Below are 14,618 nucleotides of genomic sequence, written 5' to 3'. Positions count from 1 at the left end.
CTTGCGNNGCGGGGACCGTTTTCCCCGCTCACGCGGGGATGAGCCGGCACGGTAGTCTACCCACACGTCATAGAGACTGTTTTCCCCGCTCACGCGGGGATGAGCCTTGATGCGCGGCCGCCGTTTCCTCCAGGGTAGCGTTTTCCCCGCTCATGCGGGGATGAGCCGGCCATCGTAGTGCCTCGCGCTGGCCGCCCCGTGTTTTCCCCGCTCACGCGGGGATGAGCCTGAACGCAAACTATTTACAACGCTAAACGTTTGGTTTTCCCCGCTCACGCGGGGATGAGCCGGTGGTAGCCCTCCCAACCGCGAACGCTAGACAGTTTTCCCCGCTCATGCGGGGATGAGCCACCCTCAGAGGTGCAATTTTTAGAGTCGAGGGCGTTTTCCCCGCTCACGCGGGGATGAGCCCGCGGGGCCCACAAGGTCGCCCAGGCGCTTAAAGTTTTCCCCGCTCACGCGGGGATGAGCCGGCGAGAGTGGGTAGGCCGCCGGGCTGCGGTTGGTTTTCCCCGCTCACGCGGGGATGAGCCCTGGTGCAGTGACTCAGAGAGTGACTCAGAGATGTTTTCCCCGCTCACGCGGGGATGAGCCCTGGTGCAGTGACTCAGAGAGTGACTCAGAGATGTTTTCCCCGCTCACGCGGGGATGAGCCTCACTGAGAATCCTAAGAACGGACACGCCCACGGTTTTCCCCGCTCATGCGGGGATGAGCCCCACATTATTATGAATCCGTGTTCAAGCGTTACGTTTTCCCCGCTCATGCGGGGATGAGCCGCCCTACGCCGACGCTATCGTCGCCGGTGACGTGTTTTCCCCGCGCAAGCAGGGATGATCCGATGACTCTTTTGATCCAGGTAGGTCTTGAGTAGTTTTCCCCGCGCGAGCGGGGATGATCCCGCTGTACTGATAATAGTGCCGATAGCCTCGAAGTTTTCCCCGCGCGAGCGGGGATGAGCCGCGCGCTTTGGTGTGTGAGTATGCGGCGGCGCAGTTTTCCCTGCTCACGCGGGGATGAGCCGATCGGCCGCCTGTGAGCCGCGTCTGTGAGTACGTTTTCCCCGCTCACGCGGGGATGAGCCGACTATATACATGAGGCAAGGGGTCGGGCCTCAGTTTTCCCCGCTAGCGTGGGGTTTTAGAGGTGCTGCATCAGGTAGCGGCGCAGCACCTGTTTAGGCTGCGGTGCCTGGTTAGAAAGCTGCGCCCGCCTAGAGCGCAGCATCTGCTTAGGGTGTAGCGCTTGCTTAGGGTATGCCGCGTTCGCTTGGTTGATGCGTTTACTCGATGGACGCAGCCCTACTTGGTGGGCGTGGCGTCTAGCTACAAAAAGGGTGGGGGCCAGCTCTATCGAGCTGGCCCCCACCCTTTAGTTACTCAAGATCATCTTCATCGTCAAAGTCATCGTTGTACTTGGCGGCTAGATCCGAGTAGTCCTCGTCGTCGTAGCTGCTGCTTCCTGAGCGGGCCGACGTGGCAGCGAGCTCACGCTCTAGCGCCGCATAGTCAGTCTCAGGACTGTAGTACTTGAGCTTGCGGGCAACCTTGGTTGCCTTGGCCTTTTGACGGCCGCGCCCCATAGGCTCGACCCCCTCCAACGTCTGATCGCGCACGTAAAACGTGCTGTTTCGAAATGGTCTGAATTTATCGTGAGACAACCGTACAACGATAAGCGCCACAATCTCCATTCCACACGCCGATCAGGGCCGGTTTGGACTGGAGTGGCGGTCCACATGTGAACAATAGCACTGATTTCGTTTGCTCGTTCACACCACCGCCCGCGCTGCGCTGTCAGCGTCTACTTTCAGTGCAGGCGGGCTCGTTACGGCGTCCCGGTAGCTACTAGTGCTTGAAGATCTTCTTCACCACTGCGCCGCCAACCAGCAGGGCGCTAGCACCCACCGTGGCCACCACGACGCGGGCAGAAGAGTCACCTTCACCGGCGCGATCCCAGTAGTACTTAGCCTGGGCGCGCACACCCTCGCTCATTTCCTTGGCGATAAAACTAAACTGGTGCAGTGACTCAGAAATGCTAGAGCCAGCCTCAGCGGCCTTGGCGCGCACCTGCTCAGCCTTCTCCTTGGCCTGGGCCTTGGGGTTAACCCGCTCAGCCAGGTCATCTACGCTCTGGGCCAGGGCCTCACGCTGGGCCTTAAGCTGCTCTTCGAGCTCCTGTGCACTGGGCATTATTTATCCTTTCCTCACTTAAACAGCGGACGTAGCGCCAACCGCAGGCTGATCAGCGCCGTCGTGGCGGCAACCAGTCCTGCTCCGGCAAGTACGACGGCGGCGGCCGGGTCTTTACCCTTAGCCTCCTCTACCAGCGTGGTAAAGCGCTCCTTTACCGGGGCGGAGTCGCTGACGAGCGCCTTGGCTCGCGCCACGCTGTCCTCACCGATCTGGGCGGCCTGGGCTTTGAGTGTGGCCGGGGCGATCTGGCGGGCCAACTCGTTAACGGCCTGGGCGGCGGCTGCGCGCTGGGCCTCTAGCTGAGCTTCTAGGGCTGAGATAGACATGAAACTTCCTTTCGCTCAGTTCTGTCCGAAAGCCGGGCCGGCGGGAGCAGAGCCAGTCGGGCCGTTGGCTGCGGGGCCATTGGTGGCGGGGGGAGTGGGGCACCGGACCTGAGGTGGCGGCACTACCAGTTGCAGCAGGCTTGGCGGCGTCGTCGGTAGCTAGGCCCTCACGCAGCGAGTTAGTCACGGCCTGCACGTCCTGACGCAAACCAACTTGCGGGTTAGGCACCACTACGCGGCCCTTGTCGATTTCCTTCTTGCCCACCAGAGCCAGCACCCCGGCCACAATCAGCACCAGCACGGCCACAATCAGCGACCCCGCCCACTTCGGCAGCCATAGCGCAATTACCTGCGACAGGGTGGTTAGTAGGTAGCCCAGTCCAAATAGGGCGAATACTCCCGCTGCGCCTAGCAGGCCGGCTCCTAAACCAAAACGTTTACCTGTTTCGGCCGCCTTGGCCTTATTGAGTGCGATTTCGGTGCGGATCAGGGTAGAAATATTTTCGCTCACGCGCGCCATTAGGGCGCCTAGCGAAGGCTGTGTGCGGTTGGAGCCTTGGGGGGTTTCGGTCACGACAGTGATCCTTCCAGCAAATTGTGACGGCGGATAGCTACAGGTGGGCGGGCCGACGTCGAGGGATGCAGCTGTTCTAAGGTTGCCACGAAAGCGCGCTTAAGCCCATTCCCTTTAAAACGATTGTGCGCAAACAGTTAATTTCAATTGGAATTCTGCGCAAAACTAGCCATGTGGTCAGCGTCACGCTTTTTCGAGTTGTGCTTGGGTCTGGTTCCTGTATAGAGTTCTTCTCGGTTCGAGGCGCAAGACGCCAAAGCCAAAAGGCTCCCATCGTCTAGCGGCCTAGGACTCCGCCCTTTCACGGCGGCAACACGGGTTCGAATCCCGTTGGGAGTACGGATTCGTACGATAACTTCATATGAATCTGACGAAAGTCAAGGCCTCGTGGCGCAGTTGGTTAGCGCGTCGCCCTGTCACGGCGAAGGTCGCGGGTTCAAGTCCCGTCGAGGTCGCGAAAAAGTTGGCCTGATCAGTAATGGTCAGGCCAAAGTTTTCAGATTGGCTCTGTAGCTCAGTTGGTAGAGCGTTCGACTGAAAATCGAAAGGTCACCGGATCGACGCCGGTCGGAGCCACCACTTAAATCCTCGCATTGCGTAAGCGATGCGGGGTTTTTTGGTTTCTGCGGGGCTTGCCGTGCTGGGGGCTGATGTTTACTACCCAAAGGTGCGGCGGCGTCGCTGCTGAGGGGTGGGACTTAAGGCGCCCACATTGGGGCTTCTGGGGCGCCTGTTACTAGCGGGTTTTATGTTGCAAGCTCAAGCTTTGTGGACTGCCTTACCTGTGTGGACGCGCGGGTAAAACCACAGCTCGTACACAGCCTGCGCTACTAGTGTGGCTGCCATGTTAAATCAGGGGCACATACTCGCGGTGGCGACTCCTATCCCCACGCCATCGCCCACAGAATCTGCCGCAGCGGTCACCTTAGACACTTTCAGCCTGCTGTGGCGCACGGTGCTAGGCCTATCAATCGGCCTGGTGCTGGCCTTAGCTGTAGTTATTGCGGTGCACGTGGCCGGACGCCGCTCCCTGCTGTGGCACCACGTGGGAGAGAAGGGACGTAACTCTTTCTACGCCCTGTTTGCTGTGGTCGGTGCCTTAATTGGCGCTCAGCTGGCCATGGAGGGAACCTCCTCGCCAGCCTGGTACAGCTACGCCATTGTGTTACTGGTAATCCTGTTTAAAGCGGCCCTGACCTGGGTGTGCGTAAGCTGGGTTAAAGCCATTTCGGCTACCGTGGTGGCCCATGCCGAATCGCGCAATGACCCCACCAATGTGCGCCGGGCCAATAAGATCACCACCCAGGCCCAGATTCTGAGACGAGTAGCTGAAGTTATCGTCATCACCGTTGGTGTAATCACCATTATCATGACCTTCCCGCAAGCACGTCTGGCTATGGGCTCGCTGCTTGCTAGTGCCGGTCTGGTTTCGGTGGTAGCCGGTTTGGCTGCACAGTCTCTGCTGGGAAACCTGTTTGCAGGTTTGCAGTTGGCTATCACTGACGCTATCCGCGTGGATGACCAGGTGGTTATTAACTCCACTGACTCGGGCCGAATTGAAGAAATCACGCTTACTTACGTGGTGGTGCTAGCTTTTGATGGCCGACGTATCTTACTGCCCAGCAAATACTTCACAGAGCACCCCTTCACGAACTGGTCACGCCGCGACGAGCGCCAGGTAGCACAACTGAACTTTGATTTGGATTGGCGCGCACCTATTGCCGCTATGCGGGCGCAGCTGGCTAAGTTTGTGGCTTCCTCCTCCACCTGGGATGGGCGTGAAGCTTCACTGGTTGTCACTGATGCGCAAAACTCGCTGATTCGCGTGCGTATGACCGTTTCTGCGGTTAACAGCGCTGATGCTTTCAACCTGCAATGCCATGTGCGTGAAGAAATGATTAATTGGCTGCAAAAAGAGGCCCCTTATGCCCTGCCACGTCAGCGTGTGGAGGTGGAAAACGTCACCGTCATGCAAGATCCCACCCCCGAAAAGGTGGCTAAGCTAGCGCAGGAACTGGCACAGCTATCAAGTGACACCAAGTCCCAGCCGGCGGTAACTAAAGCTGAGCAGGGCGATCCCATTGAGGAAGCCCGGGTGCAGGCGGCCGCAGTGCGCTCCAAGAAGATGCGGCGGCGTCGGATTTTGCGACGTGGAATACTCTCAGGCGTACAAACTGAGCCGGAAGCCACAGACGTACCCGAGCCGGCCACCATGGTGCTCTCCGACCCCACGCAGGTTGCCCAGATTTCTGCGGTTGAGGAGGCAAAGCGGCAGCTACGCCCGGAGCAGGCACGCGGTGTGCTCAGCGCGGCCAGCCGTAGCGCTAAGGCCAAGGTAGAGGCCCTTCGTTCTGGCGCGGCTGAGGTAGGACACTCTGGCGCTGCGGGGGTAGAGCGCTCAGGTCAGGCCCCCGACGCCGTCGCTGCTGGCTCAGCTGGGGCTGCCGGTACCGCTAAGGTCACCCAGGCCCCCGACGCCGTCGCCAGCCGGGCAACTGACGCCGAGGCGGGAATAAATGAAGTGGATAAAACCGCTGTACTACCTGCCGTGTCGGATAAAACCAAGGATGAGTCATGAGTGAGAATCAAGAGTTTGCGCAGCTCACTGACGCCCAGTGGCGTGAGCGCCTAAACCCGGCTGAGTATGAGGTGCTGCGTCAGGCTGGCACCGAAATGCCTTTCACCGGCGAGCTGCTGGACGAAAACCGCGAAGGTATCTACTCTTGCCGGGCCTGCGGGGCACAGCTGTTTAAATCCACCACCAAGTTCGAGTCGGGCTGTGGCTGGCCGTCCTTCTATGACCCCAAGGAAACCGATGCGGTGACGCTACACTCAGATTACAAGCTGGGTTATGAGCGTACCGAGGTGCGTTGCGCTAACTGCGGCTCCCACCTGGGTCACGTTTTCGACGACGCCCCCGCCACCCCCACCGGTCAGCGTTACTGCATGAACTCGGTGGCGCTAAGTTTCGCAACTGACGAGCCTAAAGAGTGATCACGAAACTACGCCTGGCCAGCGCAAACCTCCAGTATGGGCGGGCCAATGACACTGCCACGCTAGCCGAGGTGGCCTCTGGCCAGCCCTACAGCCCTCAAGTTGCCCGCCAGCTTTACAGTCAGGTGGCCCAGCAGCTGGGTGAGCTGAACGCTGACGTGGTTTTGCTGCAGGAAGTGGATTTGCACCAAAACCGCTCAGGTCGAGTGGATTTGGCGGGCCTGCTATCTGAACAGGCCGGTTACCCGTATTGGCGCTTTGCCGCCACCTACGCTGGGGGAGTAGACCGCCTGCGTCACCGCCCACGCCGTAGCCAGGTGCGCACCTTTGGTGACGACCCGCTGCGGGTGCTGGAGCCACTGGCCCCTCTGCGTGGCTTTGGTAACGCCATTTTGTCGCGCCTACCGGTGCAGGCTTGGCGGGTGGAGCGGCTGGGGCGGGGCGTGCCCACGATTGTGCGCCGCGAGGGCGGCAAGCTGCCCTATGCGCTGTTTACCGCCTCAACGCGCCTGATGCTGGCGGCTACTTTGGCCGACGGCGTCGGGCAGGAGCCGCTTAACGTGGCTAGCGTGCACCTGGCCACCCACCCCACCACCGCTCGGCGCCAGCTGGCCCACGCCTGGTGGAAGCTGGCTGGTTTGCCTGGGGCCCATATTTTGGGTGGGGATATGAACATGGACGACGCCGCCCTGGCCCGTATTGGGGTAGGCCGTCAGCTTGGGCAGGGGGTTACTTTCCCCTCGGCTGCCCCAAGCCGACGCATTGATCATTTCCTCACCGACGCCCTACCGCCTCTGGGTGCGGCCAGCCAAGCAGCTGCCGCAGCGTCAGGTGCATCAGCTCAAGGCGTGTCAGCTGCGCCAAGCCAAGGCACACCAGCGTCGGGCGCACCAGCCGGCGGGCCGAGCGCGCAGGTGGTCGATTCGGGTACGTTTAAACTAGCTATCTCTGATCATCTAGTTACCTGGGTGGATCTGGAATTCTAAGGAGCCCCAATGCCTAAAGCCCCCCGCCTAACCGCTAAGCAAGCTTCGCTACTGCGCGCTGACCTGGCCCAATCAGGTTGGGGAGTGGAAAGCGTGGAGGCTTTACTAGGGCCGGTAGCTGCCGCTGCTTTGCAACGTGAGCTGCGGGCCCCGGCTTTGCGGGTGGTGCGTCGCGCCCTGGCCGCCGGGGCTGGCGACGTCGCGGGATACAAGGTGGCGGTGCTAACCGCCCTGTTCATGCTGGGCGAGCCAGTTGGCGCCGCTGCTCTAGAAACCGCCCTGCCGCGTACTGGCGTGGCCGGAGCCCTTGATATTGGCTTGGTGGTACCCACGCAAAGCGCCAGTGGCGAGCAGCTCTACGCCCCCGCCGTCGACCTGCGCCCCCACGAAGCTGAAGACGCCCACGGATCCGTGCGCTGGTGGGTAGCCAGTGACCTGGGTGAATTAGTCACCGGCCAGGCCCTAGCCCCCGATCATGTGCTGGGAATTGGCCGTGCCGGGCTGACCCTGGCCGCCCTAACCCCACGCAAACCGGTAGAAACCGCCCTGGACCTGGGGGTAGGCTGCGGCATTCAAACCCTCTACCTGCTGCGCCACGTGCGCCAGGTGGTGGCCACCGACATTTCCACGCGCGCCCTGGAATTTACCGCCTTCAACGTGGCTCTAGCCGGGGTGGATAGTGCCCGTGTGCAGCTACGCCAAGGCAACCTGCTAGAACCTGTGGCCGGCCAACGCTTTGACCTGATCGTCTCCAACCCGCCCTTTGTGATCACCCCACCCAGCGTGCGTCAGGCCGGATTGCCGCTGATGGAGTACCGCGACGCCGGTGGGCCCATCCTGCCCGCCCTGGTGCGTGGCCTGGAGGATCACCTAAACCCCGACGGCGTGGCCGTAATGCTCGGCAACTGGGAACACCGCGAGGGCACCAGCTGGCGCACTAGCGTAAACCAGTGGATCGGCAAGAGCCTAGATGCCTGGATTATTCAGCGTGAAGTGCAAGACCCGGTGGAGTATGCCGCCATGTGGCTGCGCGACGGCGGACTCACCCCTGAACGCAGTGGCGTCGCCTTCGAAAACGCCCTGGCTGCCTGGCAAGAAGACTTCGACTCACGTCAGGTAAGCGGCGTGGGCATGGGCTACCTGGTGTTCCACGCTCCCGTCGCAGCGGGCGCTCTCAGCGGTCTCGGCGGCACCGCTCTAGAAGGGCAAACCGCCCCAGAAGAACCTGCCAGCGACGCCGCAGCCCCCGGCGCCGTCGTCGAGCCCTGGCGGGTCCTGGAAGAAGTCACCACCAGCGGCCAAGGGGCGTTAGGCGAACACGTAGCCCAAGTAATTGCCGCCCACGAAGCCCTGCGCGGCCTAGATGACGCGCAAGTAGCCGCACTTAAGCTACGCACGGCGTCGGGCCTAAGCAAAGAAGAAGCCCTCACCCCCACGCCCGTGCCCACCGCGCCAGTGATCCGCCAAGCCGAAGGGTTCGGGCGCGTAATAGCGGTAGGGATGCCCGAGGTGGCCCTACTGAGCGCCTCAGATGAGGGACTGCTCACTGTCGCCCAAATCGCGGCCGCCGTAGCCTCGCTAACTAGTGAAGACCCAGCTGCAGTCCTAGCCGACATGGTGGCCGCCACCAGGACTTTTGCTCACGCAGGGATGGTTACTATCGTCTGAAAACCGCGCAGCGCAAAAATTACCCCCGCCAGGCGCGGCTTAAGCCTGTGTGCAAATTTGCCACAAACGGACTTAGCTAACAGCGTCTTTGGGGTCACAATTAGTTGTTTATCGTTTCGTTACCTGTAAGGTCTGAGGTTATGTCAAAACTTGCTCGCCGCATAGCCTGCGTCTACGCCCTACTTTTCACCCTGCTGGTGTGGGGGTCGTGGGCGTTGCTGGTAAACACGCGTGAAGGGCAGTTTATCGACGACGCCGCCTTCAAAGGCTCCTACTGGGGTGCGGCCAGGATTGATGACCAGGCCCGCGCGCTACTAAACGCCGTATCTGTGCCGCTAATCGTGGTGGCCATAATCGCCACCCTAGCCATTGCCCTACTAAGGCGCCGCCCCCGCGCCGCTCTGTGGGCCACCGCCGTCGTAGTAGGCACCAACGTAACCATCCAGGCACTTAAACACTTCGTTTTCACCCGCCCAGACTGGGGCTACAGTCAACGCGTCGACGCCGCCAACACCCTACCCTCAGGACACACCGGCGTGGCCGCCTCCATTGCCGTAGCCCTACTGCTAGTAGTGCCGCCGGCTTGGCGTGTGATTGCCGCCTGGGTAGGGGCCGGCTTCACCTTCTTCATGGGCTGGTCCACCCTGGTATGCCAATGGCACCGCCCCTCAGACATCATTGCCGCCGCCGCAGTGGCCTTCACCTGGGGTTTTGTGGCGCTCGCGGCTGGGGCTTGGGGAACAGACGAGTATCGCGGCCTGCCCGGCTCAAAACTGGCACGCTACCTGCTTTCGCTGGGTGGCTACCTGAGTTTGGCGCTAGTGGTGATGTTAGCCTCTGCTGGTTACCGTAATTTCTACCTGTTTGGCTCCCTGCAGTTCACGGCCTACCTGGTAGGAGTGGGCGGTTTTGGGGCAGTCAGTGCCCTGGGTATGTCGCGCCTGGTTAAACTGGGCTTAAAGTAAATTACATAAAATCTAGGCTACGCTGATATATAGGTGTGTCGGCGCAAGCTTGCGCGCCCTTGCCTCGCTAGCCTAGTTCAGCGGCGGCAAGAGAACCGGGATGTAGGAGGAAAGTCGTGTCACGCAAGCTCGTGATTGTCGAGTCCCCGAACAAGATTAAGTCAATTTCAAACTATTTAGGCGCGGACTACGACGTCCAGGCCTCCATTGGTCATATCCGTGACTTGCCTCAGCCTTCTGAGCTGCCGGCCAATATGAAGAAGGGCCCCTTCGGGAAGTTTGCCGTGGACGTGGAGGGTAACTTCACCCCCTACTATGTGGTTAACCCGGATAAGAAGAAAGTGGTGGCTGAGCTTAAGCGCCACCTGAAGGAAGCCGACGAGCTTTACCTGGCCACTGATGATGACCGCGAGGGTGAAGCTATCGCTTGGCACCTAAAAGAGGTACTCAAGCCTAAGGTTCCCGTGCGCCGCATGACTTTCACGGAGATTACCCGTGAAGCCATCACCCGCGCCCTGGATAACACCCGCGAAATCGATATTCACCGGGTAGATGCCCAGGAAACCCGCCGTATCCTGGACCGCCTGGTGGGTTACGAAATTTCCCCGGTGCTGTGGCGCAAGATCCGTCAGGGGCTTTCGGCTGGTCGCGTGCAGTCTGTGGCCACGCGCCTGGTGGTGGAGCGTGAACGTGAACGTATGGCTTTCATTCCCGCCAGTTACTGGGGTGTGGAGGCTACTTTTGCCGCCGACGACAGTGAGTTTGCTACCCGCCTGGTCTCCCTGGATGGGCGTCGGGTGGCTACTGGCCGCGATTTTGCCGACGACGCCGCACTAACCTCCCAGGCTCAGGCCGCCAAGGTGGTGCACCTGCATGAGGCTGACGCGCAGGCCGTGGCGCAGGCTATTGAGCAGGCCCAAGCCCAGGTGGGCAAGGTGGAAACCCGCCCCTACACCCGCCGTCCGGCCCCGCCGTTCACCACCTCCACCTTGCAGCAGGAGGCCTCGCGTAAACTGCGCCTGAACTCGCGCGACACTATGCGTGTAGCTCAGGGCCTGTACGAGTCCGGTTACATCACCTATATGCGTACCGACTCCACCGCGCTTTCTAGCCAGGCTGTGGCCGCCGCCCGCACCCAGATCGGTGAGCTTTACGGTAGCCAGTATGTGCCCGAGAAACCGCGTGTTTACGCCACCAAAAACAAGGGCGCCCAGGAGGCGCACGAAGCTATCCGCCCTGCTGGCGACCACTTCCGCACTCCCAGTGAGGTTAAAGACTCCCTGCAGCCGGTGCAGTTCAAGCTGTATGAGCTGATTTGGAAGCGCACGGTGGCCTCACAGATGGCTAACGCCACCGGCTCTACCGCCGTGATCCATGTGCAGGCCCCCCTAAACGGGGACGCAAGCTTTAAGCAGGCTGAACTGACGGCGTCGGGAACAGTAATTACCTTTAAGGGATTCCTGGCCGCCTACGAGGAAGGCCGTGACGCTGACCGCTACGAGGGTGACGCTAAAGATGTGCGTCTGCCAGAAGTAAGCACTGGTCAGGAGCTGGAGACCCGCCAAGTGCAGGCCTCTGGGCACGAAACCACCCCGCCGCCGCGCTACACCGAAGCTTCACTGGTTAAGGCCCTGGAAGAGCGCGAAATTGGCCGCCCCTCCACCTATGCCTCGATCATGAGCGTAATTAGCGATCGTGGCTATGTGGATCACCGGGGCCAGGCGCTGGTGCCCACGTGGCTGGCTTTCGCCGTCACCCGTCTGCTGGAAGAAAACTTCGCGCAGATGGTGGATTATGACTTCACCGCCTCCATGGAGGCTGACCTGGACCGTATTGCGTTGGGTGAAGAAGAGCGTGTGGCTTGGCTGCGTCGCTTCTATAACGGCGATATAGCAGCTGACCCGCAAGCCAATATTCACGGTGCGGGCCTAAAAACTTTGGTGGATAACCTGGGTGAAATTGATGCTCGCGCGGTTAATTCCATGGAAATTGGTGACGGTATCACTCTGCGTGTGGGCCGCTACGGCCCCTACCTGGAGGACGCTGAAGGTAAGCGGGCTAATGTGCCCGCAGACCTGGCCCCTGACGAGCTCAGCGTAGCTAAGGCCCACGAGCTGTTTGCGGTAGCCGCTGAAGATGGCCGTGAGCTGGGTGTTGACCCAGAAACTGGGCACATGATTGTGGCTAAGAGCGGGCGTTTTGGACCCTATGTTTCCGAGGTTTTGCCGGAGCCGGAACCGGAGGCGGAAACCGAGGGTAAAAAGCGCACACGTAAGGCCGCTAAGCCCAAGCCCCGCACTGCCAGCCTGTTTAAGGACATGGACCTGTCCAGCGTCACTCTCGACGACGCCCTTAAGCTACTGAGCTTGCCGCGCGTGGTGGGCACGGACGCTGAAGGCGTAGAAATCACTGCCCAAAACGGTCGCTACGGCCCCTACCTAACCAAGGGCAAGGACTCGCGTTCACTAGAAACCGAGGCTGAGCTGTTCACGGTGACCCTAGAGCAGGCGCTGGAGCTGTTTAGCCAGCCCAAGCGTAGGCGTGGCGCGGCTGCTCCCAAGGGCCCGCTGCGTGAACTGGGCACTGACCCTAACTCTGGGCTACCGGTGGTCATTAAGGACGGGCGTTTTGGCCCCTACTTCACCGACGGTAAAACCAATGTGACCCTGCGCCGCGACGACGACCCGGCTACCGTGACCCCTGAGCTGGCCTATGAGCGTTTGGCTGAAAAGCGCGCCAAGGGTCCGGCTAAGAAGACTGCCGCCAAGAAGACCACCACCAAAAAGACGGCAACTAAGACCACAGCTAAGAAGGCCGCTACCAAGGCCGCCACCAAGGCCGCTGGTACCAAAACCAGCGCTGCCAAGACCAGCAAGGCTGCCACCAGCAAAACCTCGAAGGCCAAGGCCAGCGCTGCTAAGACCAGCGCTGCTAAGGCTGCTGAGGCTAGCGAGGCCTAAATGGGTCGCGGAGTTTTCATCAGCTTCGAAGGCGGCGACGGGGTTGGCAAAACCACCCAGGTAGAGCTGCTTACCAACTGGCTTGAAGACCAGGGGGTAAGCGTGCGCCGCACCCGTGAACCTGGCGCCACCGCCCTGGGGGCCCAGTTGCGCTCCCTGCTGCTGGGGACGGCGTCGGAAAATGCGCAGCGGACGCAAATAACCGCCAAAGCCGAGGCACTACTGTTCGCAGCCGACCGAGCCCAGCACGTAAATGAGCTGATCAACCCGGCTTTAGCGGCTGGTCAAGTGGTTGTAACCGACCGCTACATCGACTCGTCTGTGGCCTATCAGGGCGCTGCCAGGTGCCTGGGGGCCACGGAAGTGCGTGACCTATCCCTGTGGGCCACCGACAAGCTGCTGCCAGACCTAACTTTGCTGCTAGACGCAGATCCGCAGCTTGCCGCCAAGCGCGTACACACCCGCAGTGGCCAGGCCGATGCGATTGAAGCTGAAGGCCTGCAATTTCAGTATCGCCTGCGCGAACAGTTCCACCGCCTAGCTGAGCAGGAAAGTACGCGCATAAAAATCATTGACGCCAGCGTCGAAATTGAGCAGATAGCTGCCCAGGTGCGCGCGTTGGTTAGCGAACTGCTGAAAGAACGCGGAATTATTGACGCATGAGCGTATGGGACGAGCTGGTCGGGCAAGCGCAGGTGGTGGCCACATTCCAGGCGGCCGCTGCTGGGGCGCGCCCACAAGTGCCCACCGCCGCCATGTCTCACGCCTGGCTGGTTACCGGCCCGCCCGGATCGGGTAGATCCACTGCCGCACTGGCTTTTGCTGCCGCCCTTGAATGTACCGGCGCTGAGCCTGGCTGCGGCCAGTGTGAGGGCTGCCGCCAAACCCTGGCCGGCACCCACCCCGATGTGGTGCGTCTAGCTACCGACCGCATGATTATCACCATCGATGAGGTTAAAAGCCTGATCGAGCAGGCCGGGCGGATGCCCTGGCAGGGACGCTGGCGGATAATCCTGGTGGAAGACGCCGACCGCATGGATGAGCGCACCACAAACGTGCTGCTCAAAAGCATTGAGGAGCCGCCTCCCTATACGGTGTGGCTGCTGTGCACCCCCTCCAGCGAGGATGTTTTACCTACCATCCGCTCGCGCTGCCGCCTGGTGCGGCTGTGTGTGCCCAGCGCGCAGGCGGTGGCTGATCTTTTAGTTAAGCGCGACGGCGCCGAACCCCAGCTGGCTTTGCGGGCTGCCCGGGCCAGCCAGTCCCATATTGGTTTGGCCCGTCACCTGGCCAAAGATGAGGGTGCCTGGGAGCGACGACGCGCGCTTATGTCCGCCCCAATCTCACTGCGCAGTGTGGGTGACGCTGTTTTTGCGGCAGCTGACCTGCTAGAACAGGCTGAAAAAGAGGCTGAAGCTGCCTCCACTGCCCGTGACGCCCAAGAAAAAGCGGCCCTGATCCGCACGCTTGGCTTAGAGGGGGAGAGTCGTATTCCCCCAGCCATGCGCGGCCAGATAAAAGCTCTGGAAGACAACCAGAAACGTCGTGCTAAACGCGCTGTAACTGACGTGTTAGACCGGGCCATGGTGGATCTGCTGTCTTTCTATCGCGACGTACTTTCACGCCAACTAGGCAGTCAGCTAGACAGTGTCAACCTTGACTTAGAGAAAGAAATCGCCCAGGTGGCAGCCGGTTCCACAGCTGAGCAGACACTGGCTAGGGTGGCCGCTGTGGAGCAGTGCCGCGCTCGCCTAAAAACCTATGTTTCGCCGCTGCTAGCCCTGGAGTCACTAATGGTGCAGCTGCGCCCGCAGGCCTGAGATGGCCTGTCCTTGCCGGTCTGAGTGGACGGCGTCGTCGTTACCGGGGCCGGGCACAGCGCAAGAGCAACTTAACGGATGTGCAGGCGGCGGCGTCGGCACTAAATAAGTAGAACAAATGTGACCTAAATTAAC

General features: G+C 60.8%; 12 protein-coding genes, 3 tRNA genes and 1 CRISPR repeat array. Of the genes, 11 read left to right on the top strand and 4 right to left on the bottom strand.

Going from position 1 to position 14,618, the window contains the following annotated elements; genetic code table 11:
* Window positions 1-17 precede the first annotated feature (17 nt).
* Window positions 18-1,082: direct repeats of the CRISPR family, unit length 28 nt; unit sequence GTTTTCCCCGCTCACGCGGGGATGAGCC.
* 291 nt (window positions 1,083-1,373) lie between these two features.
* The 4 genes from HMPREF0045_RS05485 to HMPREF0045_RS09650 form a co-directional block, all read right to left on the bottom strand.
* Complete coding sequence (locus tag HMPREF0045_RS05485; RefSeq protein WP_005986293.1) at window positions 1,374-1,580, bottom strand: DUF3073 domain-containing protein; 207 nt, start codon at window positions 1,578-1,580, stop codon at window positions 1,374-1,376.
* Window positions 1,581-1,842: 262 nt separating this feature from the next.
* Window positions 1,843-2,187, bottom strand: coding sequence for a DUF3618 domain-containing protein (locus tag HMPREF0045_RS05480; protein ID WP_005986291.1), 345 nt, complete (start codon window positions 2,185-2,187; stop codon window positions 1,843-1,845).
* Between the two features lie 14 nt (window positions 2,188-2,201).
* Entirely contained in the window at window positions 2,202-2,516 is a 315-nt protein-coding gene (locus HMPREF0045_RS05475; protein ID WP_155813103.1) for a hypothetical protein, read from the bottom strand.
* Window positions 2,452-3,090 carry a phage holin family protein gene (locus tag HMPREF0045_RS09650; protein WP_005986289.1) on the bottom strand — a complete coding sequence of 213 codons (639 nt, stop codon included), beginning with the start codon at window positions 3,088-3,090 and terminating at the stop codon, window positions 2,452-2,454. The genes HMPREF0045_RS05475 and HMPREF0045_RS09650 overlap by 65 nt, the downstream gene beginning before the upstream one ends.
* Window positions 3,091-3,356: 266 nt before the next feature.
* On the opposite strand from HMPREF0045_RS09650, the gene HMPREF0045_RS05465 reads away from it, so the two are divergent.
* The 11 genes from HMPREF0045_RS05465 (at window position 3,357) to HMPREF0045_RS05415 (ending at window position 14,483) form a co-directional block, all read left to right on the top strand.
* Window positions 3,357-3,429 (top strand) — tRNA-Glu (locus tag HMPREF0045_RS05465).
* A 42-nt stretch (window positions 3,430-3,471) separates the two neighbouring features.
* Window positions 3,472-3,545 (top strand) — tRNA-Asp (locus tag HMPREF0045_RS05460).
* A gap of 48 nt (window positions 3,546-3,593) precedes the next feature.
* Window positions 3,594-3,669 (top strand) — tRNA-Phe (locus tag HMPREF0045_RS05455).
* 265 nt (window positions 3,670-3,934) lie between these two features.
* Window positions 3,935-5,668 (top strand): mechanosensitive ion channel family protein, encoded by a 1,734-nt coding sequence (locus HMPREF0045_RS05450; RefSeq protein WP_005986287.1) that lies wholly within the window; start codon window positions 3,935-3,937, stop codon window positions 5,666-5,668.
* Window positions 5,665-6,084 carry a peptide-methionine (R)-S-oxide reductase MsrB gene (msrB, locus tag HMPREF0045_RS05445; protein WP_005986285.1) on the top strand — a complete coding sequence of 140 codons (420 nt, stop codon included), beginning with the start codon at window positions 5,665-5,667 and terminating at the stop codon, window positions 6,082-6,084. The genes HMPREF0045_RS05450 and msrB overlap by 4 nt, the downstream gene beginning before the upstream one ends.
* Window positions 6,081-7,070: an endonuclease/exonuclease/phosphatase family protein gene (locus HMPREF0045_RS05440; protein ID WP_005986283.1), complete on the top strand. Its 990-nt coding sequence runs from the start codon at window positions 6,081-6,083 to the stop codon at window positions 7,068-7,070. Before msrB ends, HMPREF0045_RS05440 begins: the two co-directional genes overlap by 4 nt.
* 9 nt (window positions 7,071-7,079) lie before the next feature.
* The gene (locus tag HMPREF0045_RS05435) at window positions 7,080-8,738 is read left to right on the top strand and encodes a DUF7059 domain-containing protein (protein WP_005986281.1); all 1,659 of its coding nucleotides are present in this window, start codon (window positions 7,080-7,082) and stop codon (window positions 8,736-8,738) included.
* 140 nt (window positions 8,739-8,878) lie between these two features.
* The gene (locus HMPREF0045_RS09645) at window positions 8,879-9,703 is read left to right on the top strand and encodes a phosphatase PAP2 family protein (RefSeq protein ID WP_005986280.1); all 825 of its coding nucleotides are present in this window, start codon (window positions 8,879-8,881) and stop codon (window positions 9,701-9,703) included.
* A gap of 116 nt (window positions 9,704-9,819) precedes the next feature.
* Window positions 9,820-12,663 carry a type I DNA topoisomerase gene (gene topA, locus HMPREF0045_RS05425; protein ID WP_005986278.1) on the top strand — a complete coding sequence of 948 codons (2,844 nt, stop codon included), beginning with the start codon at window positions 9,820-9,822 and terminating at the stop codon, window positions 12,661-12,663.
* Window positions 12,664-13,326 (top strand): dTMP kinase, encoded by a 663-nt coding sequence (tmk, locus tag HMPREF0045_RS05420; protein WP_005986276.1) that lies wholly within the window; start codon window positions 12,664-12,666, stop codon window positions 13,324-13,326.
* Window positions 13,323-14,483, top strand: coding sequence for a DNA polymerase III subunit delta' (locus HMPREF0045_RS05415; RefSeq protein WP_005986274.1), 1,161 nt, complete (start codon window positions 13,323-13,325; stop codon window positions 14,481-14,483). Before tmk ends, HMPREF0045_RS05415 begins: the two co-directional genes overlap by 4 nt.
* The last annotated feature ends 135 nt before the right edge of the window (window positions 14,484-14,618 follow it).

Origin of the sequence: Actinomyces graevenitzii C83, from assembly GCF_000239695.1 — a bacterium.
Lineage (GTDB): Bacteria > Actinomycetota > Actinomycetes > Actinomycetales > Actinomycetaceae > Actinomyces > Actinomyces graevenitzii.
Note: the sequence above shows the minus strand (reverse complement) of the source record. Positions and strands in the feature narration are given on the sequence as shown.

Bases quoted from the DNA above. Each gene is read 5' to 3' on its own strand.
- HMPREF0045_RS09645 (WP_005986280.1), top strand. From the start codon at position 8,879: ATGTCAAAACTTGCTCGCCGCATAGCCTGCGTCTACGCCCTACTTTTC.
- HMPREF0045_RS05435 (WP_005986281.1), top strand. From the start codon at position 7,080: ATGCCTAAAGCCCCCCGCCTAACCGCTAAGCAAGCTTCGCTACTGCGC.
- tmk (WP_005986276.1), top strand. From the start codon at position 12,664: ATGGGTCGCGGAGTTTTCATCAGCTTCGAAGGCGGCGACGGGGTTGGC.
- msrB (WP_005986285.1), top strand. From the start codon at position 5,665: ATGAGTGAGAATCAAGAGTTTGCGCAGCTCACTGACGCCCAGTGGCGT.
- HMPREF0045_RS05485 (WP_005986293.1), bottom strand. From the start codon at position 1,580: ATGGGGCGCGGCCGTCAAAAGGCCAAGGCAACCAAGGTTGCCCGCAAG.
- HMPREF0045_RS05415 (WP_005986274.1), top strand. From the start codon at position 13,323: ATGAGCGTATGGGACGAGCTGGTCGGGCAAGCGCAGGTGGTGGCCACA.
- HMPREF0045_RS05480 (WP_005986291.1), bottom strand. From the start codon at position 2,187: ATGCCCAGTGCACAGGAGCTCGAAGAGCAGCTTAAGGCCCAGCGTGAG.
- HMPREF0045_RS05450 (WP_005986287.1), top strand. From the start codon at position 3,935: ATGTTAAATCAGGGGCACATACTCGCGGTGGCGACTCCTATCCCCACG.
- HMPREF0045_RS05475 (WP_155813103.1), bottom strand. From the start codon at position 2,516: ATGTCTATCTCAGCCCTAGAAGCTCAGCTAGAGGCCCAGCGCGCAGCC.